Genomic DNA, 23,074 nt, shown 5'->3' on the forward strand with positions numbered 1-23,074 from the left:
GAAAATCTCAGGTGTACTTTTTAAAAATTGAAACTATGTTTATATAATCTCAATCAAGCTTCCCCTTTCCTCGTCTTTGATAATATTCAGAGCCGTAGGGATCTTCTCTTTCAGCTCTTCAACGTGCGAAATAATTCCTACAATCCTGTTTTCTTTCATCAGATTGGTGAGAGTTTCAAATACAATGTTCACAGATTCCGTATCCTGAGTTCCAAAACCTTCATCAATAAAGAAGAAATTTTTATCTGCTTGTGCATTGGCCTGAACACTTTCTGCCAGAGCCAGAGCCAGACTCAGCGATACCTGGAAGGCTTGCCCTCCCGAAAGTGTTTTTACACTTCTGCTTTTCCCTTCGTTGAGATAATCAATAATCTCGAAATCATTATTTTCATTAAGCTGCAGACTCAGCTGGTTTCTGGTCATTCTATGGAAACGAACATTGGCATGATCACAGAGTTGTCTCAGATAAATAGACGAAACATATTGTACAAAACCTGCACCTTTAAACAGGTTCATCATTACTTTTAAATTCTCGGAACGCTTCTGGAGCTTTGCCAACTCTTTCAGAAGATCACCTTTTTTTACGAATTCTTTTTCCAGTCGGTCTATTTCTGCAGCTTTTGTTACTACAGAATCACTAATTTTTTTCTGTTCACTTTGAGCTTCACTGAACTGTTGCTCAGCCAGAGAAAATTGTTCATTATCGAACGAAAGTCCCTTCAGTTTTAATTCCAGTTCTCCAATGAATTTTCTTAAAGCTTCAAAATCAACCCTGAAATTCTGAACTTTGACTCTCACAAGCTGAACATTGATTTCCTGAAGCAAAATATTTTCAACCTCCTTGAACTCAGTGAAATTCTGATCTGTCAAAGCTTTGGTTATAGCCTCTTTATTACCGGAAATTTCTTTTTCAAGTTCCGTGATCTGTTTTTCAGATTGGCTGACAATGGTTTTTTGCTCTGCAAGTTTTGGAGACAGAATTTTTTCCTGTTCTACGGCTTTTTGATAGTTTTCTTCAGTTTCTTTATTAGATTGTACCAGCTTTTGATAGGCTTCATCAACTTCTGTTATTTCCTTTTGGGCATACAGGTTCCAGTCCAGGATTTTGAGCCCGGAACGGCTGATATTGATCTGCTCCTGTTTTGAAACTTCTTCCATCCTGAAGGCTTCCAAGGCGCTCTTGTATTTTTCCAACGTTTTACTTTCTTTTTCTAAAGACTCTCTTTCCAGAGCAATGTTTCTCTCTGTTTCTTCAATCTTTTTTTCTAAAGCAAATGAATCTGAGCGTTTTTTCTCAAATTCTTCTTCCTGATCCGGAGAAAATGGTTTCCAGGTGAAACTCAGGATATGATTTTCAATATCCTTCTGAATCTGAAGAACAATCTTCTGCTCCGAAAGAAGCTGCTCCTCAAAGATTTTTTTGCGGTCCAGAATTTTGTCAATTTCAGCTTCCTTTTTTTGAATACCAGATGCTTCCTGTTCAACAGATATTATTGTCTCCTGAGTTTCCTTTAGTTCAGTATTAACATCTTGAATTTCTATAATATGTGGATGTTCCTTAGAACCGCAAAGAGGACAGTTTTCCCCATCATGAAGCTCACTGGCAAAACGGGAAAGCTCTTTCTGAATTTTAAGATGATCCAGTTTCTGAGAAAGCTCTTTTTTCTTTACTTCTAAAACTTCTGTCCTGTTTTTGAAATCTTCCTTATAATTTTCGTGATACGCAAAAGGTTTTAGTTCTTCAGCAATTTCTTCAATCTGTTTCTGATGTTTTCCGATCTTTTCAGTTTGTTCCTGCTGTAATTTTTTAAAATTCTTTTGCTGAATAAACCAGTTTCCCACCTCAGAAAGTAAAGAGGAATCCAGCTTTTGTTCTTTTAATATTTTAATCTGGGAAGAGAGTTCATCAATCTTCCTTTGGGTTTTCTCTTTATTGATCTCTACTTCCTTTACCTTTTCAGAACCTTTCTGAGTTCTTTCATTCAAGGTTTTAATCTCTTCGGAAAACTTCAGAATCTGAATAATAAGATTCATGTCATTTTCCTGAATTCTTAACTGATCCAGAACTTTAAATCGAGGTTCAAGAGTAGAAAGCTGTTCCTTTATGATAATAAAATCCTTCTCGGTTTCCTGCCATGCCTTAATTTGTTGTTCTCTCTCTTTCTGTTTCTCTACAATTTCTTTTGAAAGCTTATTTTTCTCAATAATCAACGGATTGAAAAGTCTGAAAACACGGTCATATAATTCCGTTTGGGCTTCCAGCGCATCTATCTGAGGCTTCTCTTCAGAAAGTTTGCTGAATTTTTCCTTATTCTGCTGTAAACTGTCAAAATCACTTTTTAAGTTTTTCAGCTGTTGATAAGTTTGGGAAATCTTTTCCAGCTTTTCATTGGATTCGGAGAGAATTTTCTGCTCCTCGACCAACTTTTCTTTCTGCATCTGGATTTTCTCTTCATTAACTTCTTCAAAACCTTTTAACTGTCCTTCAAGCTGATCCAGCTCAGATCTGTTTTTTACATTAAGTACTGAAACGTTGTTCTGAAGATCAAATTTCTGAAGATTAAAAATTTCCTTCATCATATTTGTTCTTTCTGCAGCGCCCAATTCAAGGAATTCTTTGAACTGACCCTGCGGAATGATGATGGTTCTTTTAAAATTGGAATAGCTTAAACCGATGATAATCTCTGCGTTAGAGTGATCCAGAGGAACCCATTTGCCATTGATATTTTCATAGAAAGTAACCGCATTGGGCTTTACCTCTTCAAATTTTTTTGAATTTCGTTTAAAATCACGGGTGGCACGGAAGAGTTTATTCTCATAATTTATAAAATCAAATTCTATATAAGAACTGTTTGATTTTAAATTCATCATGTTATAGGCCCTTTTGTCACGCATGTTCAAACGTTCCGTTTCTCCATACAGGGCAAACGAAATAGCTTCAAGAACGGATGATTTTCCAGATCCCACCGCACCGAAAATACCAAATAATCCCGCTTCAGTAAGGCTTCTGAAATCAATAGTCTGGCGTTCCTGGTAAGAATAGAGACCTTCGATAGATAATTGAACAGGGATCATGGCTTATGCATTTAAAATTTCGTTAAACAAATTCATCAGTTCTTCATTGGCTTCCTGTCCGCCATTTTTAGTTTTAAAATAATCTTTGAATAAGATATCAATATTCTGATTTAAATTAATTTCATGGCTTTGTTCTTCGGCAAGTTCCCTGTTTTTAACTTTTGGAATAAGATGAACAATTCCGTTGTGAGACTGATAAATTAGCCTTCTTTCATCAGCTGTTAAAAAAGTCTCGCTTTCCAGAGTCAGCTCAATAAAGGTGTTAGGATTTTCACCCATCCACTGAACTGTATCTTCTACGGATGAAAATGCTTTTCTCACTAAAGCTCGTCCCTTTTTCAATGCCTTTTTTTCGTAGGTAACTGCTTTTCCCGGCTCAGCATCAATAATAGAAACATATTTTGTCTGTCCAGCTTCACTGAAACTGTAGCAAAGGGGAGAAGATGAATAAATAACGGGTTTTTCCTTCGTTCCGATATTCTGAAAACCATGCAGGTGCCCCAGTGCCGTATATTGAATCTGCTCAGGAATACTATCTGAAAAAATCAGATCTGCATTTCCTATTTTAATAGGTTTTTCCCCTTCAGGCTCTTCCAGAATTTCCGCACCTCTTTTATTCATATACAAATGGGCCGTCAGGAGATTGATTCCGGAATCATCACAAAACTGATCTGCAAGATTTTTCCATGTTTCTGCAAGAACTTTATTGATTTCTTCTTCTTTATTTTCGCCAAAATATTCCTTTAAACGGATTTCATTCGCGAAAGGAGTATGAAGAATTCTTACAGGGAAATCTACCCCTTTTATTGTTAGTTCTATAAAACCTGCTTTTGAGTTTGTAATGTTGAAATATTCTGTCCCGAAAGGCGTGATCTCAGCTTTAGGATGGCCTATTAAAATAATCCCGCATTCCCGGGCCAGTGGATCAGGAGCATTGATTAAGCTGGGAGAATCATGATTGCCGGAAATAGCAATCACAGGACGTTTCCCATTCAGGGATAAACGTTTCAGGGTTTTATAAAAAAGCTCTACGGCTTCTACACCCGGATTAAAGTTATCAAAAAGATCACCGGCAACAAGAATAAGATCTGCGTGTTCCTCATCGGCAATGCCTATAATCTCTTCCATTACCAGAATCTGCTCTTCCATACGTGAAAAGCGGTCCAGTCTTTTTCCCAAATGCCAGTCGGCAGTATGCAGAATCTTCATAAAAAGTTTATTATTGTTTACAGTAAATACGTTGAGTGATGAACAATTTATAGTTGATTATCGCTTTCTTTTGCTTTGAAATCTTCCAGAATTTGCTTTAAACGCGCTTTCCTTTCTGTTTCCGCATTCTGTATTTTCCGTTTTTTCTGATCAATTTGCTTTTTATTTTTTTTTCTGTTTGCTTCGTTGTTTTTGCTCATATTTGTTTGTAACGAATAATTTTGTGGCTAAGAAATAGCTTCATCAAAAATAAGAAACAAAAAGGGAAGGCTGAAATATATATTGATCATTCAATCTATGACCAGAATAAATCTTTTTCATATAGACTTTTTTTATTAGTATTTTTGATGAAAATTAATACTCATGAAGCTTTTTTTAACATTTTTATTTGCTCTTGTAAGTGTGTGCATTAATGCTCAGGATCTTGAAAAATTGTCAGAGGAAGTCACAGAAGAAGGTATTGCATTATATCGCAGTGAAATGGCAAGCTGGTACGGGACAGATGTGGTAAAGGAAAATTATAAAAACATGGACAATATAGGAGGATACTTTTCGTATTTAGATGATGTTCCTAAGTGTATTTTCTTTTCCAAACAGAATAAAGTGGTTGCTACCATTTCTTTTCCCACCAATTATAATCCTGATAATGCAAAAATAGATTTGTCAGAAAGAGATTTTACTCCTGCTGAGATGGACTATTTTACAATCAGACAGAAAGCTCTTACCAGAATAAACAATGATACTATTTTTAAGAGGTATAATAACACCAACTTTAATTTGGTACCTATCATCAAGAAAAACTCTAAAAAGGTATACGTCTTAACTGGAGCGTCTGTAAATAATGTGGTGATTTTTGGGAATGATTATCTATTGACTTTTAATAATAAAAATGAGATAGAAAATGTTGAAAAATTGCATAAAGGAATAATTGTACATGATATAGGTAATAATAGTAAAGGTGCGGATGTAGGCGGAGTACATTCTCATGTTTTGGAGAACTGGCAGCAAATGACTCCAACTGATATTTGTACACTTATGTTGTATCAGAAACTTACCGGATGGGAAACATATACTACCATTTCTAAAAAATATGCGAGTATATGGAATAACAAATCTAATAAGGCATTTGTAATGAAAACTGAAAACTTCAGGAAAATAGCCAATTATCAATTGAAAGAAAATAAGAAATCAGAAAATAAAGATACCCAAGATTCAAATAAATAAAGATTAATGATGGAACAGCAGTCCAAAGATCCTTTACACGGAAAAAGACTTGATGCTATCCTTGAAGAATTGGTAGAATACTATCAGGGCTTTGAAAGGTTAGGCGAGCAGATCAATATAAAATGTTTTACAGATAATCCAAGCATCAGTTCTTCTCTGAAATTTTTGCGAAAAACACCCTGGGCAAGAACAAAAGTAGAAAGCTTGTATCTCTTTGTGCTGAGGCAGAAAAAAAGAGAGGAGGGCAGAAAAAAATAGGCAGAAAGTTATTGAAGTTATAGGGAATTAATATAAGGTAAAAGGAAGATGTATTTTTCTTTATGCTTTTCATAGCTTCCTTGTTCTATCTCCTAACTTTCAAGCTTATTGAATCATTTCAAAAATAGTATATTTGTATTATTAATCGTGAAACAAAATCACGAAAAAAAGAAAAAATATGACAATTGAAAACAATCACGTTGTAGCTGTACGTTACATCCTTCACACTATCGAAGCGGACGGAACTAAAGTTCTTGTAGAAGAAACAACAGCAGAAAATCCACTTACATTTTTGTACGGTGTAGGAATGATGATTCCAAAGTTTGAACAAAATATCTTAGGTTTAAAAGCTGGTGATAAAGCTGCTTTTGTAATTCAGCCTGAAGAAGCTTATGGTGAAAGACAGCCAGACGCTATCGCTCAATTGCCAATTGAGATGTTTAAAGAATCAGGAACTCCACCTATCGGAGCTATTTTACCTTTATCTGATAACCAAGGGAATAATTTCCAGGCATTTGTGGTAGAAGTAACACCAGAAGTTGTAGTTGCAGATCTTAACCACCCAATGGCAGGAAAAGTATTAGATTTCGACGTAGAAGTTTTAAGTACTCGTCCGGCAACTGAAGAGGAGCTGTCACACGGTCACGCTCATGGAATTGACGGAACTGATACTCACTAAAAAATATTAATCCAATCATTTTTTGGATAAAAGATAAAAAATCCCCCCAGAACTCTCTGTGGGGATTTTTATGTATCAATGATAATATTGATTGAGTGTTTTTGACGGGTGGTTAAGTTATAAATTTCTTTGTCGTTGTATTAATCTAAAAATTCTCCCGAAACATAATACCATCGTTCATGCATTTTCTGAAAAATTGAAAATTCATGATGAATTTGTGACTGCCCATCCTGATCTGTATAATAGGCCTTAAACTCTACCTGATTTAAAGCGGGAGTTCTGATAATTTCCAGTTTCGTCCATTGGTTGATTTCTCCCCATTCCTGAAGATCTTTCTTATTATGGTATTTTCTTTTTCCCGGAAGAGTAGTCTCCATCAGATATTCACCATTCGGGATGGCAAAAGCAGAGAATCTTGAACGCATCAGAGCTTCAGCAGTGGGAGCATGTTTTTCTCCGGTATGATAAGGCTTGCAGCATTCTTCGTATGATTTTCCTGAGCAGCAGGGACAGTTCATATAGTGTATTTTAAATGTTGAACAGCAAAAATAATGAATATCAATAGAAATGAATGATAAATAAAAAGAAGCACTCTGATTAAGAATGCTTCCCATTATCTTTTACTGATTGTCTTCGTCAATTTTGGTGTCAACAAAGCTATAATTATCAGTTGCCATATCCAGTGCCTGCTCTTTTGAATCAAATTTCACATGGGATGGGTCTAAGACTTTGTAAGTATATATGTCTGTTTTCCCTGAATTAAAATGAAGTTCATGAAATTCTCCCTTCTCAATCCACCATTGACCTCTTTCGATGACTTGATCAACATCGCAATTCTGGATAGTGGTGAAAATGAGCATAAAAGTACCGTCTGCTTTTCTTTCCATTACCCAACGTTTTTCCATACCTACGATCTGCTGATCTTTTTCACTTCCTTTCCATAAGCCTACAAGTTTATTGTCTATTTTGTTGACTTGTGGTTTTGTGTGGCCTTTTTGAGCATACATTGCCCCAAAGACTACTAATAATGTTGCCGTAATAATTTTTTTCATGGTTATTTAAAAAATAATGTGAGAGGAACCCTGCTGTTTACTGTTATTCCCATAGTTTTAGCCGGAACCCATTTTGTTTTTTTTATAAACTTTTTTGTTTCGTTGATAAAGTAGGATGAGTACTTATAATTTTTTTTATTCTGGAAAGTAAGGTCAATATCTATATCTGAGACTGTTCCGTCCTTGTGCAGGGTAAATTTTGCAGAAATAGAAGAATAAAAATCTTTGTCTTTCCGATATTCAAATTCATCGGGATAGTGTACGTTTTTCCAAAAGTCTTTTTCATAATCTTTAAAAAAGTCTCCGTAAGATTTGCTGCCCGGATACCTTGAAATGGTGTCACATTCTTCAAAGTCATAAATCCTGTTAATATTTTTTTTAACATATTGTAAGTCTGCGATATGTCTCAAAGAGTCAATGAACTTTGGGCCAAACTTTCTGTCAATTTCCTTTGACATTACATCTTCATAGCAATTTTGCAACTCCGCTGGAACAGTGCAATAATACAGTGCAGTCCCTATTTCGATATTCTTTTGTTTTAAAAGAACATCCATTTCAGCATTGCTTCTGTAGCTTTCTACCATTCCAAAGTAATGAAAATAAACAAGCTTTCCCTTTTTAATGTCTGCTTTAGCTCTTGCAGTTTCAGCAATACATTGGGAATCCAGATATTTTCTCTCTTCTTTAATGTATTCCTCTAATTCGTTAGAGATCGTTGTATCAGATTGTTTTTGAAATAAAGATTCTGACCTGCTTTCAAATCCTTTGTTTTTTAATGAGAAGCAAGTCAGAATGATTAATGAGGACAATACTTTTATACCTGTATTGAGCATCATAGATTATTTAATAAACCCTCTGTTTCTTAATAAAGGTTTGATATCCGGATCGTGTCCTGTAAAGTCTCTGAATGCCTGGTTCAGGTCTACAGAATTTCCTACGGAAAGAATATATTTTCTGAAACGGTCACCGTTCTCTCTGGTTAACCCGCCGTTTTTACTGATCCATTCCCAAGCATCATTATCCAACGTTTCAGACCATAAATAAGCATAGTATCCTGCAGAATATCCACCTCCCCAGATGTGTGCAAAATAAGGTGTGTGGTATCTTGGTGGTACCGTTGCCAAATTGAATCCATGGCTGGCCAGAGATTGTTTTTCAAAATCTAAAACAGGAATAAACTGGCTGTCATTGCTTACCGTATGCCAATCCATATCAAGCTCGGCAGCAGAAACCAATTCAGTAGTCATGTATCCCTGATTGAAAGTGGATGCTTTTTTGATCTTGTCTACCAAAGCCTGTGGAATAGGCTGTTTTGTTTCATAGTGTACAGCATAATTTTTCAGGACAACAGGATCTAATGCCCAGTGTTCATTGATCTGAGATGGGAATTCTACGAAATCTCTAGGTACATTCGTTCCTGAAAGAGAAGGATATTTCTGGCTTGCAAACATTCCGTGAATAGAGTGTCCAAATTCATGGAAAATAGTGGAAACATCATCATAGCTTATTAATGAAGGTTTTCCAGGAGCAGGTTTCTGATAGTTATAACAGTTAACGATTACTGGTTTTGTTCCTAATAAATAAGACTGTTCAACGAAATTACTCATCCATGCCCCTCCGTTTTTAGAATCTCTTGTATAGAAATCCAGATAGTAGATGGCGATAGATTTTCCATCATGATCAAAAACTTCGTAGGTTACTACATCAGGGTGGTAAACCGGAAGATCTGTTCTCTTTTTAAATGTAAGTCCGTAGAATTTTTCAGCAGCGAAGAAAACTCCTTTTTCAAGCACCGTTGTAATTTCAAAATAAGGTTTTATTTCACTTTCATCAAGATCAAACTTAGCTTTTCTTACCTGTTCAGCATAGAAGTTCCAGTCCCAAGGCTCTACTTTGAAACCTCCTTTTTGCTGATCAATAAGATCTTGGATATCTTTTGCTTCACGTCTTGCTGTCTCTACTGCCGGAGTAGCAATCTGGTTCATTAGCTTAGTGGCAGCTTCCGGTGTTTTTGCCATCTGATCCTGAAGTTTCCATTCAGCAAAGTTTTTCTTTCCTAAAATCTGAGCTTTTTTCAATCTCAGTTTAGCCAGTTTTTCAATGGTTGATCTCGTATCGTTAGCATCTCCTTTTTCAGCTCTTGTCCATGAAGCTTTGAATAGCTTTTCTCTGGTAGCTCTGTTTTTTAGATTTTGTAAAAGAGGCTGCTGTGTAGTATTTTGTAAAGCCAAAAGATATTTTCCTGGTTGTCCTGCCGTTTTAGCATCAGCCGCTGCCGCTGCAATTTCATCAGCAGAAAGTCCGTCAAGTTCTTTTGCATCAGAGAAAAATACGCCTCCCTGCTTTCTTGCTTCAAGTAATTTATTAGAATATTGCGTAGAAAGAGAAGCCAATTCCTGATTGATCTGCTTTAGTTTTTCTTTATCAGCTGCAGAAAGATTTGCTCCTGCAATTTCAAAATTCTGTTTATAATACTGTACCAGTCTTTTGCTTTCAGGATCAAGACCGTCTTCTTTGATGGACTGTATTCTTTTATAAAGATTTTCATTCAGGTATAGCTTATCAGAATGAGCCGCAAAAATAGGTGCATATTCTTCGTCTAAAGCCTGCAACGTAGGATTCGTATTTGCGCTTGTAAGATTAGAGAATACAATTTGTGCCCTTCTTAAGACTTCACCACTCTTTTCCAATGCAACGATTGTATTTTCAAAAGTAGGGGCAGCCGGATTGTTGGCAATTTTTATAATTTCAGCTTCATGCTGCTTCAAACCATAGTCAAAAGCAGGTTTGAAATGCTCATTTTTGATTTTGTCAAACTCCGGAGCTTCGTATTGAAGCTTGCTCTTCTTCATAAAAGGATTTGAAGATAAAGAGGGATCAGGTGCAGGTAGCTCCTGTTGAATATCGGTCTGTTTCATTGTAGTACAAGATTGATTGAACGCCAAGGCAGAAATTAATAATACCGATGAAATATTCTTCATAAATATAGTTGTTATTAAACCATAAAGATATTAAAAACTTGTATCATAGAATCTATTTTGGAACACGTATTTACCCGAACAGTTTTGTGAGTGATTTTAAAATGAATACGTTAGGCATTGCAGGACAAATCAATTTCATTCTGAAAAATCTGTATTGCAGACAATTGCAGTATTTTTATAGGTAATGTAATATTTTTTATAAATTAGTTGTTATTTAAATATAAAGAAATCAAAAAAATAATCGACAAAAGAAATAAGCATGAAAACAAAGACTTTATTTATTTTTTCAGCCTTAGCGGCATTAGCCTCATGTAATGATAAACATGAGAACAGAAACAGAGATAGAGACGGAGACAAAAGTAACTGGGTAGAGAAAGTGGTAAGCAAAGAAAGCGGCCCGATACAGCATAAAGTATTTAACGGAGACTTTGATGAAATTCAGGTTTCCCAGGCAATAGAAGCTGAAATCATAAAATCTGAAACAGAAAAAGTAGAAATCTCAGCCCCTCAGAATATTATCGATGAAATTCTTGTAGATAATGATGGAGGAAAACTGCATATTCATTATAAACCAGGTATAAGAGTAATGAATATCAGCAAAGTGACTGCTAAAATTTATACAAAAGACTTTAATAAACTTCTTGCAGATTCAGCCGCCAGAATTATCATAAAAGATAAATTTACTCAGGAGAAAACAGATATAGAAGCATCAAGTGCAGGCAGTATTTCCGGAGATCTGGAAGCAAATGATATGGATATTAATATAAGCAGCAGCAGCAGCTATGATGGTAAAATATGGGCTGTTAACCTTGATATTGAAGCTTCATCAGGATCTACTCTTGACATTTCCGGAAAAGCGAAAAAAGCAGATATCAGTGCATCTTCAGGCAGTAGTGTTTCAGCCAAAGGAGTTATCGCTGATAATGTAGAAGCTGATGCTTCCAGTGGTGCAAGTGTTCACATCAGTGCTGTTTCCAGTGTGAAAGCAGGTGCTTCATCCGGTGGAAGTGTGGATATTTCTAAAAAAGGAGAACTTAAAAATGTGATCAAGGATGAAAGCAGCGGCGGAAGCGTAAACATCCAATAAACTAATCCTGGGATTCATCCTCATCTTCTTCATCGGCGGATGAGGAACCTTCCCAATTTTTATTATCAAAATTAAGATTGTCATACGCTAATAATTCCTCCTCTCGCTGGAGGATTTCTTTTGTGGTAAACAGCGTAATATCATCATCATTTTCCTTCATTTTTGCCAGCTTCCTGATGGAGGCTTTATCAATAGCCATAAATCTTTGTCCCATACGTCTTGCTGCATACTTTCTCATTCCCGTTTCATGAAGGACATCCACAGCCATATCTACAGCTGTTCCTAATGTCTCACGGTAAATATGATTGACGCCGCTGTTAAGATATTCATAAGCATCAATTCTGTTTTTTGCTCTTACAAAAATTTTCACCTCAGGATAATGTTCACGCACAAGTTCTGCAATAAATTTATTATCATCCGGATCATCCAGACATAAAACCAAAATCTCAGCATCTTCTATTCCGGCAGCCCTTAAAATAGGAATTCGGGTCGCATCTCCATAATATACTTTAAAACCATAGCTTCTGAGTAGTTTTACCCGGTCAGAATCTCTATCCAAAACGGTGGCGGATATTTTGTTGGCTTTTAGAAGACGTCCTACTGTACTTCCGAAATGTCCAAAACCTACAATGATAATTTTCTTTTGGATTACATCACTTCCAAGAATATTAAAATCATGCTCTTCCTCAGGAACTTCTTTAATGAATTTCGGAGTGATAAATTTATCGTTCACGATAAGAAGAATAGGAGTGATGCACATCGTAATTGCTGTCACAGCCATCATCTGTGCGTTCATTTCAGGACCTAACAGATAAAGATCCGATGCATAATTGAGCAGTACAAATGCAAATTCTCCCACCTGGGAAAGCGCAAATGCATAAAAAAGGCTTTGAGGAGTATCTATCCTGAAAAACTTTCCGATAGTATATAAAACGACAAATTTTACAGTCAGTACAGCAAATACGGTACTGAAAATAAATAGAGGGTCTTTCTGGATTATATTAAAATTAATGGTTGATCCTACACTAACGAAAAAAACAGCCAATAAAAGCCCTTTGAAAGGATTGATCTGTGCCTCCAGTTCATGACGGAACTCACTGTTGGCAAGCATTACCCCAGCAAGGAAAGCACCCAATGCGGGAGAAAGGCCAATTACAACCATCAATTCGGAAACTCCGATAACCAGGAATAGGGAAGAGGCTGTCAGCAGTTCCGTCATTCCTGATTTTGAAACATAGCGTAGAAAAGGAACAAATACATATCTGCCCAATAAAATAAGTAGGACCACTCCGAAAATTACAGTACTGGCCTGCAGCCACTCCGGTAGCTTTTGGATGAGAATCTGAATGTCATTATCATGATGCTTGGCTTTATAGTTGGCTACAATAGGAAGTATGGCCAAAATAGGAATCACAGAAATATCCTGAAACAATAAGGTAGAGAACGAGGCTTCCCCGGCTGTGGTTTTGAGATTATTCTTTTCCTGTAATGTCTGCAGAACAATTGCCGTAGAAGATAATGCAAAGCACATGGCAACAGCAATTGCTTTGTCTACTCTCCAGCCTACACTTATAAATACTAAAAAAAGCAGCAAAATGGTAAGCGCCATCTGAGAAAGCCCCAAACCCATTATTTTCTTTCGCATTTCCCAGAATTTCCGGGGCTCCAGTTCCAACCCTACAAGAAATAACAGCATGATGACTCCAAACTCACTGGCATGCATGATGTCATCCACATTTTTCCCTGTCAATCTGAGTACATATGGACCTATAATGATTCCTCCTAAAATATAACCGATTACAGAACTCAACCCTAATTTCCTGGCCAATGGAACCATAATAATGGCTACACCCAGGAAAATTAATGTGTTCATCGCTAAGCTGGATTCCATAAATTATTGATTGAGGAGTTCTGTAAATTCTTTTTTATGCAGGATAATTTCTTTTTTAGACAGCTTATTGGCTTCGTATACGATCTTGATGTGTTTGATATCTGCTTTGAAAACCTTTAAAGAAACAATGAGCCCGCTGATCAGCTCTTCTACTGTATATTGATAAGTACCGGTTTTGCTGAAAGATCTTTCTTTCCCGCCAGTTGTTATCAGAATATAGACTTCTTTTCCTTCCAGTGGATTATATTCACCTTCTTTAAGCCAGTCCCTGTCGAAAACTTCATCAATCCATAATCTGAGAAGTGGAGGCATTCCAAACCATATTAAAGGAAACTGGAAGATAAAGCGTTCATAGTTTTTAAGACGTTTTCTTTCTCTGAAGGCTGCAATATGAAAATCAGGATATTCTTCGTAAAGATCTCTTAAGGTATAATGCTGGTGGCGAACGTAGAAATTGATGAGCTCTACATTTGAATTGGAGTGTTCCAGATAAGGGTGTGCAAATACTACCAGCGTCTTCTTCATAATCCTGTTTTCAGTAAATATAAGAAAAAAATAATGAATAAAAGACGGTTTTTATGAGGTTTTATTAATTTTTTAATATGTAAAAATCAATTTAACATTAAGAAAAGCTAAAGAATTCATGTTATTTTAGATTTTTAAATAAAAAATCAGGTCGTGATGACCTGATCTGTTTATATATTCTAAAAATGATTGACTTATTTACCATCCGCCAGATGCGCCTCCGCCTCCAAAGCTTCCGCCACCGCCAAAGCCTCCGAATCCGCCGCCACCTCCGCCGGAACTTCCTCCACCAAAGCCGCCTCCACCGAAGCTGCCCGGGAATGGGAAGAAACCACCAGGATAATTTCTGCGTCCTTTTCTGGTAATGATCACATCATCATCGTCGTCATTATTTCCACCGCGTCCGCCTCCTCTGTTACCAAAAAGGATAGCAATGATAATGAAAATAACAAAAGCAATAATAAGCACTTTAAAAGCACTTCCATTGCCGGAAGGAGCTGTGGTTGCCACGGGTTTGAATTTCCCCTGAACAGCCTCCATAATCGCTGAGGTTCCACCGTTGATTCCATCATACCAAAGCCCTTTCTTGAAGTTGGGGGTTACGATATAATCCAGGATTTGTCCTGCTACCGAAGCGGTAAGGTATTGTTCTACGGCACGTCCCTGCTGAATAGACATTGTTCTGTCTTCTGTTGCGATAAGGAAAACTACACCGTTATCTACTCCTTTTTTTCCGATTTTCCATTTCTGTCCGAACATGGTTGCCAGAAAGTTGACATCCTCTCCTTTGGTAGAGCGGATAATCACTACTTCAATCTCCGTTGAGGTAGTATCTGCAAACTTGATCAGCTTATTATTCAGGGCATCTTTTTCCTGTTGAGAAAGCAGATTGGCTTCATCAAAAACAGGATAAAGAACGGCCGGTTTTTCAGGAATAGTATATTGTGCTGATACAAAAGTGTAAAAGCAAAGCAATAAAAATGAAAATACTATTTTAAGAGAACGTAATTTCATTTGGGAGTTGGTTTGGATTTTCTCCTTCTACAGGAAAATGTTTTTTGAGTTCAAGTCCTGTTTCCAGGATGGCACTTTTCAGAGCCTGGTAGTAATGTCCCTTGGCAAATTCTGCAGTGATATAGTCGTGGAGATGATCCCAGTAAGATTGTTTTACCTTTTCATGGATTCCGATATCTCCAATGATGGTCAGATATTTCTGTTCAAAATTGACATGGAAAAGCACTGCATTTCTTTCAGCTGTTTTGTCCATATCGAGTTTTTTGAAAACTTCAAAAGCTGTCTTGGCATCACGGTTATCCGTATTGGAATCAATATGTACCCTGATCTCTCCCGTAGAATGATCTTCCGCAGACTGAATCGCTTCCACGAGGGAAGCGATCTGTTGATTTGTTAGGAAATTACCCATTATTTATTTAAATACTTCAGGGGCTTTTTGAGCGCCTGCATCAGCTTTGAAATAAGGTTTTTCTTTAAAGTTGGTGAAATTCGCCAAAATATTATTTGGGAAAGTCTTGATAGAAGTGTTGTAATCCTGTGCAGCTTCGTTATAATAAACAGTTTCTGTTCTGATACTGTTTTCGATAGCGGTATATTCTCTTTGGAAGTTGATATACTGCTGGTCTGCTTTTAAGTTAGGATAAGACTCCACTACAGCCATCAATCGGCTTAATGCTCCGGATAATTCACCCTGCGCTGCCTGAAATTTAGCAATATCAGCTTCAGTCATGTTTGTAGGGTCAATGTTGATAGAAGTAGCTTTAGAACGTGCTTCTACAACCTGCGTTAAAGTTTCCTGCTCAAATTTTGAATACGATTTTACAGTTCTTTCCAGGTTAGGAATAAGGTTCGCTCTTTTCTGATAAACAGTTTCTACGTTTGACCATTTTGTGTTAACCGTCTGTTCTTTGGTTACGAAATTATTATATCCGCTTTTTCCCCAGAAGAATAGAACAGCAACAATGATAAGGAGGGCAATACCAATTGTTCCGGCGCCCAGACATCCTTTATTTTTCATAGTTTATTTTTTTAAATTTTTTGTGCTAACCAAATATACAAATTATGTGCTAATTTTGTAAAAAATTATTTGAATGACAACAATAGTGGTGGCAATGGGAGAGAAAAATGAAATTGGTTTTGATAATCAGTTGCTTTGGCATCTTCCTAAAGATTTAAAACATTTTAAAGATATTACTTCAGGGCATCCTATTATCATGGGAAGAAAAACATATGAAAGTATTGGAAAACCTCTTCCGAACCGTACCAATATTGTTGTGTCTAGAAAGAAAGATTGGTTTGAGGAAGGAATCCTTATTGTAGGAAGCATAAAGGAAGCATTGAAGTTTGCTAAAAAGATTGACGAAGAAGTTTTCGTTATAGGCGGAGGTAATATCTATGAACAGACTATGGAGGTTGTAGATAAACTTGAAGTTACTTTGGTGAAAGCAGATCTTGAGGCTGATACATTCTTTCCGAAAATAGACCCGAAAATCTGGAAAAAAACAAACGAAATCTGTCACGAGAAAGATGAAAAGAACGGTTATGATTTCTGTTTCCAAACGTTTGAAAAAATTAAAAAAGAAGCATAAATGTCAATAGTGAAGTTTTGCTTCGCACAGTGAATTGTGAATCTTCACATTTACAAAAATTAACAAGCGCAGTGAATTGACCATTCACAATTGACTTTTTGAACTTTAAGCCTTAAATTTATTATCTTTGCACTTCTAAAATTTAATAATGAATAAATACATAAAAATTGCAATAGCAGCAGTTCTTATCCTGGCAGGACTTTATCTGATGATTTTCACAAGAAATCTTGGATGGGGTATTGTTGTTTTTCTTTTAGCTTCATCCCCAATATTACTATTCTTTAAAAATGAATATATTCTGTTGGCATTCTGGCAACTGAGAAAACAGAATATGGAAAAAGCCGGCGAGTGGTTGTCAAAAATAACCGATTATAAAGGGCAGCTTCATAAGACTCAATATGGATATTTTCACTATTTATTAGGATTGACACAAGCTCAGGATCACCCTGCAAAAGTGGAACCTTTCATGAAAAAAGCTTTGGAATATGGTCTGAATATGAAACATGACAGAGCGATGGCTACTTTAAATCTAGCAGCAGCAGCTATTTCTAAAGGAAGAAAGCAGGAAGGGCAGAAGCTACTGGAAGAAGCCAAAAGATTAGACAGTGCCGGAATGATGACGGATCAGATCAAAATGATGAAAGATCAGCTGAAAATGCCAACTATGCAGAAGCATATGCACAACCCTAATATGAGAAACAGAGGAAAATTCTTCTAGTCAGAAAAAATAAAAATAAAAAAAGCACTTGTTTCAGGTGCTTTTTTTATGCGTGAAAATATCTTTTACATTTCCGAATTATTGTGATCATAACCATAAAATTTTGGCATCTGCCAATGGTATTTTACAGCAAAAGTTCGGATCGCAACAATAAGGAGAATGGTGAAAACCTGTATAAAAGTATAGGAAAGTGGAGTATATTTGGTCATCAGTAGAAATGCAGCTCCTCCAACGATACATGCTGTAGCATAAATTTCCTTTCTGAAAATCAAAGGAATTCTGTTGAGCAATATATCCCGGATTATACCACCGAAACAGCCCGTTATAGTTCCTAATGCAATACAGATCATAGGATGTATACCAGCATTTAAGCCTTTCTGAACTCCGATAATAGTAAATAATCCAAGCCCGAAACTGTCGAAGATAAATAAAGTTACCTTAAAGTTTTTTTCAAGAGATTTGAATACCATGGAGAAAATACTGGTCACCAGAATCAGGGTACACATCAGAATATCATGCATCCAGAAGACAGGAATATCAAGCAGCAGGTCTCTTACAGTTCCGCCTCCCACAGAAGTTACAAATGCAATAATCAATACACCGAACGGATCAAGCCGTTTCTGCATGGCTGCAAAACTTCCCGACATGGAAAAGGCAATGGTCCCCAGGACTTCTATGGCAAAATTGAACTGTTCGTGCATATCTATTATAAATGGTAAATGATAATTGATGAATGATTTTTTGCTTAAGCAAATTCTTGGCCATTGTATCAATTATCATTTATCGCTTATCAAATATTGTTTTGTTTATCTTTCCACCCTTACTGAATCCGGAACCATCAGTTCATATTCGCCGCCGTGGGTGATAATTTCCCTTACGATGCTGCTGCTGATGAAAGACTTTCCTGAAGAAGTCAGTAAGAATACAGTTTCCAGTTTTTTGTGGGCTAAAGTTCTGTTGGTATGGGCAATTGCTTTTTCAAATTCAAAATCGGCAGGGTTTCTTAATCCTCTGATAATGTATTGAGCATTTTTTTCAAAACAGTAGTCTACTGTTAAGCCTTCAAACGAGTCAACTTCCACGTTGGGAAATTCTGCTACGGAATTTTGGATAAACTCCATCCTTTTCTCAAGAGGGAACATATATTTCTTCTGAGAATTCTGTCCGATAGCGATGATTAATTTATCAAATAGCGGTGCCGCTCTTTCTATAATGTCGTAATGTCCTAGTGTAATCGGGTCAAATGACCCTGGGAAAACAGCAATTTTCATGTTGTACGAGTTATGATTTTCGTTAGTGAATAATCTGTTATCAACTTTGATTAGCTTCTAACTTCTATTTTATTTATTTAAAGCTTTTTCAACTTCATTTCCACAAAGATCCATAATGGAAATTCCATAGTGTCTTGCCTGCTGAGGAAGGATACTTGCAGGAGAGAATCCCGGGTTGGTATTCATTTCCAGCATATAAGGAATTCCGTTCATAAGAATGAACTCACTTCTTGAAAAACCGCTCATTCCTAATGAGTTGTATGCTCTTTTAGCAATTTCTTCCACTCTTTTTGTGGTTTCTTCATCAATTCTTGCCGGCGTAATTTCTTCAGAAGCACCTTCGTATTTGGCTTCATAATCGAAAAACTCATTGGTAGGAACAATTTCTGTAATTCCTAAAACGATGGTTTCTCCTTTGAAATCTATAACACCTACAGAAACTTCCATTCCATCTAAGAAACTTTCAATCAGGATTTCATTATCTTCTTTGAAGGCAATTTCAGTAGCGGCAATCAGTTCAGATTTTTCTTTTACTTTAGAGATTCCCAGAGAAGATCCGGACTGGTTAGGTTTTACAAATAGCGGAAGATTTAATTCTGATACGATCTCATCTACATTAATTTCTTCGCCTTTTCTTAAATAAATGCTTTTCGCAGAAGGAATACCATATTTTGATAATACGGCAAGAGTATCTTTTTTATTGAATGTAAGAGCGCTCTGGTAAAAATCACATCCTGTATATTTTTGACCTATTGCATCCCAGTATGCCTGAAGAATTCCGTTTTCTCCCGGAGTTCCATGAATGATATTGAAGCAGGCATCAAATTTTAAGGTTTCACCATTATCTAAAGTTACAGAAAAATCACCTCTGTTGATCTCATATTTTTTATCATTTTCTCCTAAAAAATACCATTCATCTTTAAGGACTACTACTTTATATACATCATAGAGATTTCTGTCTAAAGAATCATAAATCAATTGTCCGCTTTTTAAAGAAACGACATATTCATCAGAATAGCCTCCCATTACTACGGCAACACTTTTTTTGTTCATAACCATATAGTATCAATTAAGGCAAATTTAAACATTTTATGCAATGCAATATGGGAAATCGGCAAATTTTAAGATCAAAAATGAATTGTGTTAAATAAAAAGTCCATTCTAAAATTATTAGCTATATTTGCGGTTATAATTAAAGTATTTTTAAGTATGCTTAAATCACTTTTCAATTGGAAAGTTTTACTGAATTTAGTAATAGCCATCGGTGTTTTTGCAGGGTTGGTATGGCTCACATTTCGCTGGTTGGAACACCATACAAATCATGGTCAGGAAATACCTGTTCCTAATATTGTTAATAAATCTATACATGACGCTGTTAAAATTTTAGATGATACAGGATTGGAATATGAAGTAGACAGTGCCAACTATAATCCTAAATTCAGACCATTTCAGGTTCTTCAGGTTTATCCTGCACCGGGTTCCCGTGTAAAGGACGGAAGAACTGTACACCTTACAGTAAACCCGAGAACATGGGCTCCCATTGCCGTTCCGGATGTTATCAATAAATATTCAGGGCTGGCATTCCAGAGACTGGATCAGGTGGGTCTTAAAATTGGAGATACCATTTATGAACCAAGTATTCAGAAGGATGCCCTTTTAAGAATTTTATATAAAGGAAATGCGGTAAATCCGGGCGCACGTTTACCTAGATTCTCCGTTATCGACGTAGTGGTAGGATCAGGTCCTATGAGAAATATTTCCATTCCAAATGTAGTAGGGCTTACGGTAAAAGAAGCGAGAGCTGTTATTACCAAAAGCATGTTTGAAGTTGGATTGGTAGAGCATGAAGATGGAAGCAAAGACGAATCTGATATTATTTATTATCAGGATCCTGCTTCAGGAGATGTTCGTGACCAGGGAATGCAGATTGACCTTTGGGCCAGTAAGAAAACTCCGGCAGAATTAAGAGCGAAAATAGAGCAGCTGAATTCTATTTACCGTATGAAGGTCGATACTTCACTTCCTCCGGTACGATATGAAGAAGTACATAATGAACCAAGTTATGATGCTCCCGTAGTACCTGCACCGGTACCTAGAAGAGAAACTCAGAAACCTGAAGTGCCAAAAACTGAAACCCCAAAAACTCAGACTACAACTTCTAAACCTGCAGTTACAGGAACTGAGAAGCCTAAAACCTCTACTGTTGCTCCTGCTACAGGACATACAGCTAAACCGGCTGCTTCAACAACGACCCAACAGCCTGCTCAAAAGCCGAAAGCTAAGAAGGTAGTCGTAGAATAAGATCAGATTAATATCAAAAATACAGGCTTCAACTGCAAAATGTTGAGGCCTTTTGTGTAAAAAATATAAAACAATGTCAGAAGATAACGAAGATTTTTTAGATGAAGAATTATTAGATTCCAACAGTATTGAAAACATCGATATTGACGAGGAAAATAAAGGATTGTATGAACATCTTAATATCACTGTTGACAGTAAACAGGAACCATTAAGAATTGATAAGTTCCTTTTGATCTACAGACAGAACTCTTCAAGAAATAAAATTTCACAGACCTGCAGAGCCGGAAACGTTGTAGTGAACGGAACTCCTGTAAAACAGAATTACCGTGTAAAACCGGGAGATCAGATTTCGGTACTGCTTACCCATCCTCCAAGAGAGAATGTCATTATCCCGCAGGATATCCCTGTAAATATCATTTATGAAGATGATGACCTTGTAGTAGTGGATAAGGAAGCGGGAATGGTGGTACACCCGGGATTTGGAAACTGGGACGGTACATTGGTAAATGCGCTGGCTTTCCATTTTGAAAAGAACGGAGCAAAGTCTGATCTGGACAGAGTAGGACTTGTTCACAGGATTGATAAAGATACCTCCGGACTGCTGGTGATCGCCAAGAATGAGTATGCATTAAGCTTTCTGGCAAAACAATTCTTCAACAGAACTACTAAAAGACTGTACTGGGCTTTTGTATGGGGAAATCCTCAGGATGATGAAGGAACAATCAGAGGTCATATCGGAAGACATCCTAAAAACAGAATGCAGATGTCTGTCTATGAAGACGGCAGCCAGGGGAAACATGCAGTAACCCATTATAAAGTTCTGGAAAGATTCAAATATATGACATGGGTAGAATGTAAACTTGAGACAGGAAGAACCCATCAGATCAGGGCGCATTTCAGACATATAGGTCATACTTTATTTAATGATGAAAGATATGAGGGACATACTCCTTTAAGAGGGGTAAATCTTCCGAAATACAAGCAATTTATTAAAAATGTTTTTGAAATTTTACCAAGACATGCCCTTCATGCTCATACCCTCGGATTTATACACCCAACGACTAAAAAGGAATTATATTTTGAGAGCCCAATGCCCAAAGATATGGCGGATGCTGTAAAAAAATGGAGAAATTATTTGGAAAACTAAAAATATATTGAGAATTTTTTTATATTTGTTGAATTGAAATCAAGATTTGTTATGAGAAAACTATATGCTATCGTATGTTTAGCTCTTTTGTCAAATGCATACAAAGCACAAGAATCACTACCATACTATCAGCAATATCTTTTGGATGGTGAGTTCCTGTTCAACCCAGCTCAATACGGAAAAACAGATTACGTACAGCTCAACGCCAATTATCAACAACAATTTTCAAAGTTCAACAATTCTCCGAATGTTCAGTCAATCGGGATTAATGCGAATATCTTTGATAGAGTAGGTGCTGGTATTTCCGTATTTAGAGACAGTAACGGACCTATCTCTGCGGGTGGTATCACGGCTGGTGCTTCATATTTTATTCCTCTAAGTAGTGAAGGAGACAGAAAAGACCAATTCTCTTTTGGTACAAGTGTTAACTTCTATAACATGAACTTTGATTATTCTAAAATTAATACTGAAGAAGGAGGTGACCCGTTATTGAGAGGTGAAGAAAGTAATATCTTCATGGTGTATGCAAACTTCGGTTTGGCTGCTACCTATAGAGGATTATTCGGGGGTGTTTCCGTAAATGATATCGCATTAAGTAATGATGCTTCTATCGTAAACAACTACGAGCCTTCTCCAATTAAATTCTTCTTAAACTTAGGATATAACTGGAATATTGCTGATAATATTACAATTGCACCTTCAGCATTAATCAACCTTAATACAAACTCAACGAGAATGATAGACTGGAACCTTATGGCTACATTCTCTAATGATATCAACGCATTCTCTTTCGGGGTAAGCTACAGAACGGTTCAGAACAGATTTGATAATCAGAACCTGAGTATCTCTCCAATTGTAAAAGTGAGATTCAACAAATTCATGATCGGAGCAACTTATAACCTTGGAATATCTGATATCCAAAGCTATGGAGGAAACAGCTTCATGATTGGTCTGGGTTATAACTTTGACAACTTTATTAATGCTAGAGGATTTAGATACTAATTAATTTAATTTAAATAAATTTGAGCTCTGAAAAATTTCAGAGCTTTTTTT

General features: G+C 36.5%; 24 protein-coding genes. 9 read left to right on the forward strand and 15 right to left on the reverse strand.

Features of this window, described 5'->3' with window-relative positions; genetic code table 11:
- Positions 1–39: 39 nt before the first annotated feature.
- From FW780_RS18085 to FW780_RS22495, 3 genes are read right to left on the reverse strand one after another with little or no spacing between them, the layout of a single operon-like run.
- Positions 40–3,075, reverse strand: coding sequence for an SbcC/MukB-like Walker B domain-containing protein (locus FW780_RS18085; RefSeq protein ID WP_149835078.1), 3,036 nt, complete (start codon positions 3,073–3,075; stop codon positions 40–42).
- 3 nt (positions 3,076–3,078) lie between these two features.
- Positions 3,079–4,284 carry a metallophosphoesterase family protein gene (locus FW780_RS18090; RefSeq protein ID WP_149835079.1) on the reverse strand — a complete coding sequence of 402 codons (1,206 nt, stop codon included), beginning with the start codon at positions 4,282–4,284 and terminating at the stop codon, positions 3,079–3,081.
- Between the two features lie 47 nt (positions 4,285–4,331).
- Positions 4,332–4,484: a hypothetical protein gene (locus tag FW780_RS22495; RefSeq protein WP_167510752.1), complete on the reverse strand. Its 153-nt coding sequence runs from the start codon at positions 4,482–4,484 to the stop codon at positions 4,332–4,334.
- Positions 4,485–4,647: 163 nt separating this feature from the next.
- Between FW780_RS22495 and FW780_RS18095 the strand changes: the two genes are divergently transcribed.
- The 3 genes from FW780_RS18095 to FW780_RS18105 all read left to right on the forward strand — a co-directional run bounded on the left by FW780_RS18095 (position 4,648) and on the right by FW780_RS18105 (position 6,445).
- Positions 4,648–5,508 (forward strand): hypothetical protein, encoded by an 861-nt coding sequence (locus tag FW780_RS18095; protein WP_149835080.1) that lies wholly within the window; start codon positions 4,648–4,650, stop codon positions 5,506–5,508.
- A gap of 9 nt (positions 5,509–5,517) precedes the next feature.
- Positions 5,518–5,766, forward strand: coding sequence for a VF530 family protein (locus tag FW780_RS18100; RefSeq protein ID WP_149835350.1), 249 nt, complete (start codon positions 5,518–5,520; stop codon positions 5,764–5,766).
- 178 nt (positions 5,767–5,944) lie between these two features.
- A complete protein-coding gene (locus tag FW780_RS18105) occupies positions 5,945–6,445 on the forward strand; it encodes an FKBP-type peptidyl-prolyl cis-trans isomerase (protein ID WP_149835081.1) in 501 nt (166 codons plus the stop codon).
- A 140-nt stretch (positions 6,446–6,585) separates the two neighbouring features.
- Here FW780_RS18105 and FW780_RS18110 read toward each other — a convergent pair whose 3' ends face one another.
- The 4 genes from FW780_RS18110 to FW780_RS18125 all read right to left on the reverse strand — a co-directional run bounded on the left by FW780_RS18110 (position 6,586) and on the right by FW780_RS18125 (position 10,478).
- The gene (locus FW780_RS18110) at positions 6,586–6,963 is read right to left on the reverse strand and encodes a YchJ family protein (protein WP_149835082.1); all 378 of its coding nucleotides are present in this window, start codon (positions 6,961–6,963) and stop codon (positions 6,586–6,588) included.
- A 102-nt stretch (positions 6,964–7,065) separates the two neighbouring features.
- Positions 7,066–7,497, reverse strand: coding sequence for a hypothetical protein (locus tag FW780_RS18115; RefSeq protein WP_149835083.1), 432 nt, complete (start codon positions 7,495–7,497; stop codon positions 7,066–7,068).
- 2 nt (positions 7,498–7,499) lie between these two features.
- Positions 7,500–8,333 (reverse strand): hypothetical protein, encoded by an 834-nt coding sequence (locus tag FW780_RS18120; RefSeq protein WP_149835084.1) that lies wholly within the window; start codon positions 8,331–8,333, stop codon positions 7,500–7,502.
- 3 nt (positions 8,334–8,336) lie between these two features.
- The gene (locus FW780_RS18125; RefSeq protein WP_149835085.1) at positions 8,337–10,478 is read right to left on the reverse strand and encodes a M3 family metallopeptidase; all 2,142 of its coding nucleotides are present in this window, start codon (positions 10,476–10,478) and stop codon (positions 8,337–8,339) included.
- Between the two features lie 259 nt (positions 10,479–10,737).
- On the opposite strand from FW780_RS18125, the gene FW780_RS18130 reads away from it, so the two are divergent.
- A complete protein-coding gene (locus tag FW780_RS18130) occupies positions 10,738–11,565 on the forward strand; it encodes a GIN domain-containing protein (RefSeq protein ID WP_149835086.1) in 828 nt (275 codons plus the stop codon).
- Between the two features lies 1 nt (position 11,566).
- Here FW780_RS18130 and FW780_RS18135 read toward each other — a convergent pair whose 3' ends face one another.
- The 5 genes from FW780_RS18135 to FW780_RS18155 form a co-directional block, all read right to left on the reverse strand.
- Entirely contained in the window at positions 11,567–13,456 is a 1,890-nt protein-coding gene (locus FW780_RS18135; RefSeq protein WP_149835087.1) for a monovalent cation:proton antiporter-2 (CPA2) family protein, read from the reverse strand.
- A 3-nt stretch (positions 13,457–13,459) separates the two neighbouring features.
- Positions 13,460–13,981 carry an NAD(P)H-dependent oxidoreductase gene (locus tag FW780_RS18140; RefSeq protein WP_149835088.1) on the reverse strand — a complete coding sequence of 174 codons (522 nt, stop codon included), beginning with the start codon at positions 13,979–13,981 and terminating at the stop codon, positions 13,460–13,462.
- 198 nt (positions 13,982–14,179) lie between these two features.
- Entirely contained in the window at positions 14,180–14,995 is an 816-nt protein-coding gene (locus FW780_RS18145) for a TPM domain-containing protein (RefSeq protein WP_149835089.1), read from the reverse strand.
- Positions 14,976–15,404, reverse strand: coding sequence for a TPM domain-containing protein (locus FW780_RS18150; RefSeq protein WP_241676942.1), 429 nt, complete (start codon positions 15,402–15,404; stop codon positions 14,976–14,978). The genes FW780_RS18145 and FW780_RS18150 overlap by 20 nt, the downstream gene beginning before the upstream one ends.
- Before the next feature lie 3 nt (positions 15,405–15,407).
- Positions 15,408–16,013, reverse strand: coding sequence for a LemA family protein (locus FW780_RS18155; protein ID WP_047377718.1), 606 nt, complete (start codon positions 16,011–16,013; stop codon positions 15,408–15,410).
- Between the two features lie 73 nt (positions 16,014–16,086).
- Between FW780_RS18155 and FW780_RS18160 the strand changes: the two genes are divergently transcribed.
- On the forward strand, positions 16,087–16,584 hold the full coding sequence (locus FW780_RS18160; RefSeq protein ID WP_142719875.1) for a dihydrofolate reductase: 498 nt from the start codon (positions 16,087–16,089) through the stop codon (positions 16,582–16,584).
- 148 nt (positions 16,585–16,732) lie between these two features.
- Entirely contained in the window at positions 16,733–17,302 is a 570-nt protein-coding gene (locus FW780_RS18165; protein WP_149835090.1) for a DUF2892 domain-containing protein, read from the forward strand.
- 65 nt (positions 17,303–17,367) lie between these two features.
- Here the strand turns inward: FW780_RS18165 and FW780_RS18170 are convergent, their stop codons facing one another.
- The 3 genes from FW780_RS18170 to FW780_RS18180 all read right to left on the reverse strand — a co-directional run bounded on the left by FW780_RS18170 (position 17,368) and on the right by FW780_RS18180 (position 19,626).
- Complete coding sequence (locus FW780_RS18170; protein ID WP_149835091.1) at positions 17,368–18,003, reverse strand: trimeric intracellular cation channel family protein; 636 nt, start codon at positions 18,001–18,003, stop codon at positions 17,368–17,370.
- 105 nt (positions 18,004–18,108) lie between these two features.
- Positions 18,109–18,573 carry a pantetheine-phosphate adenylyltransferase gene (gene coaD / locus FW780_RS18175; RefSeq protein ID WP_047098871.1) on the reverse strand — a complete coding sequence of 155 codons (465 nt, stop codon included), beginning with the start codon at positions 18,571–18,573 and terminating at the stop codon, positions 18,109–18,111.
- A 69-nt stretch (positions 18,574–18,642) separates the two neighbouring features.
- Entirely contained in the window at positions 18,643–19,626 is a 984-nt protein-coding gene (locus FW780_RS18180; RefSeq protein WP_149835092.1) for a D-alanine--D-alanine ligase, read from the reverse strand.
- A 156-nt stretch (positions 19,627–19,782) separates the two neighbouring features.
- Here FW780_RS18180 and FW780_RS18185 point away from each other — a divergent pair, with 156 nt between their 5' ends.
- The 3 genes from FW780_RS18185 (at position 19,783) to FW780_RS18195 (ending at position 23,023) form a co-directional block, all read left to right on the forward strand.
- A complete protein-coding gene (locus FW780_RS18185) occupies positions 19,783–20,874 on the forward strand; it encodes a PASTA domain-containing protein (RefSeq protein ID WP_149835093.1) in 1,092 nt (363 codons plus the stop codon).
- 73 nt (positions 20,875–20,947) lie between these two features.
- On the forward strand, positions 20,948–22,021 hold the full coding sequence (locus tag FW780_RS18190; protein ID WP_174774475.1) for an RluA family pseudouridine synthase: 1,074 nt from the start codon (positions 20,948–20,950) through the stop codon (positions 22,019–22,021).
- Positions 22,022–22,072: 51 nt separating this feature from the next.
- Positions 22,073–23,023 carry a PorP/SprF family type IX secretion system membrane protein gene (locus FW780_RS18195; RefSeq protein WP_047377725.1) on the forward strand — a complete coding sequence of 317 codons (951 nt, stop codon included), beginning with the start codon at positions 22,073–22,075 and terminating at the stop codon, positions 23,021–23,023.
- Positions 23,024–23,074: the final 51 nt, after the last annotated feature.

Source organism: Chryseobacterium sediminis (assembly GCF_008386505.1).
Lineage (GTDB): Bacteria > Bacteroidota > Bacteroidia > Flavobacteriales > Weeksellaceae > Chryseobacterium > Chryseobacterium sediminis.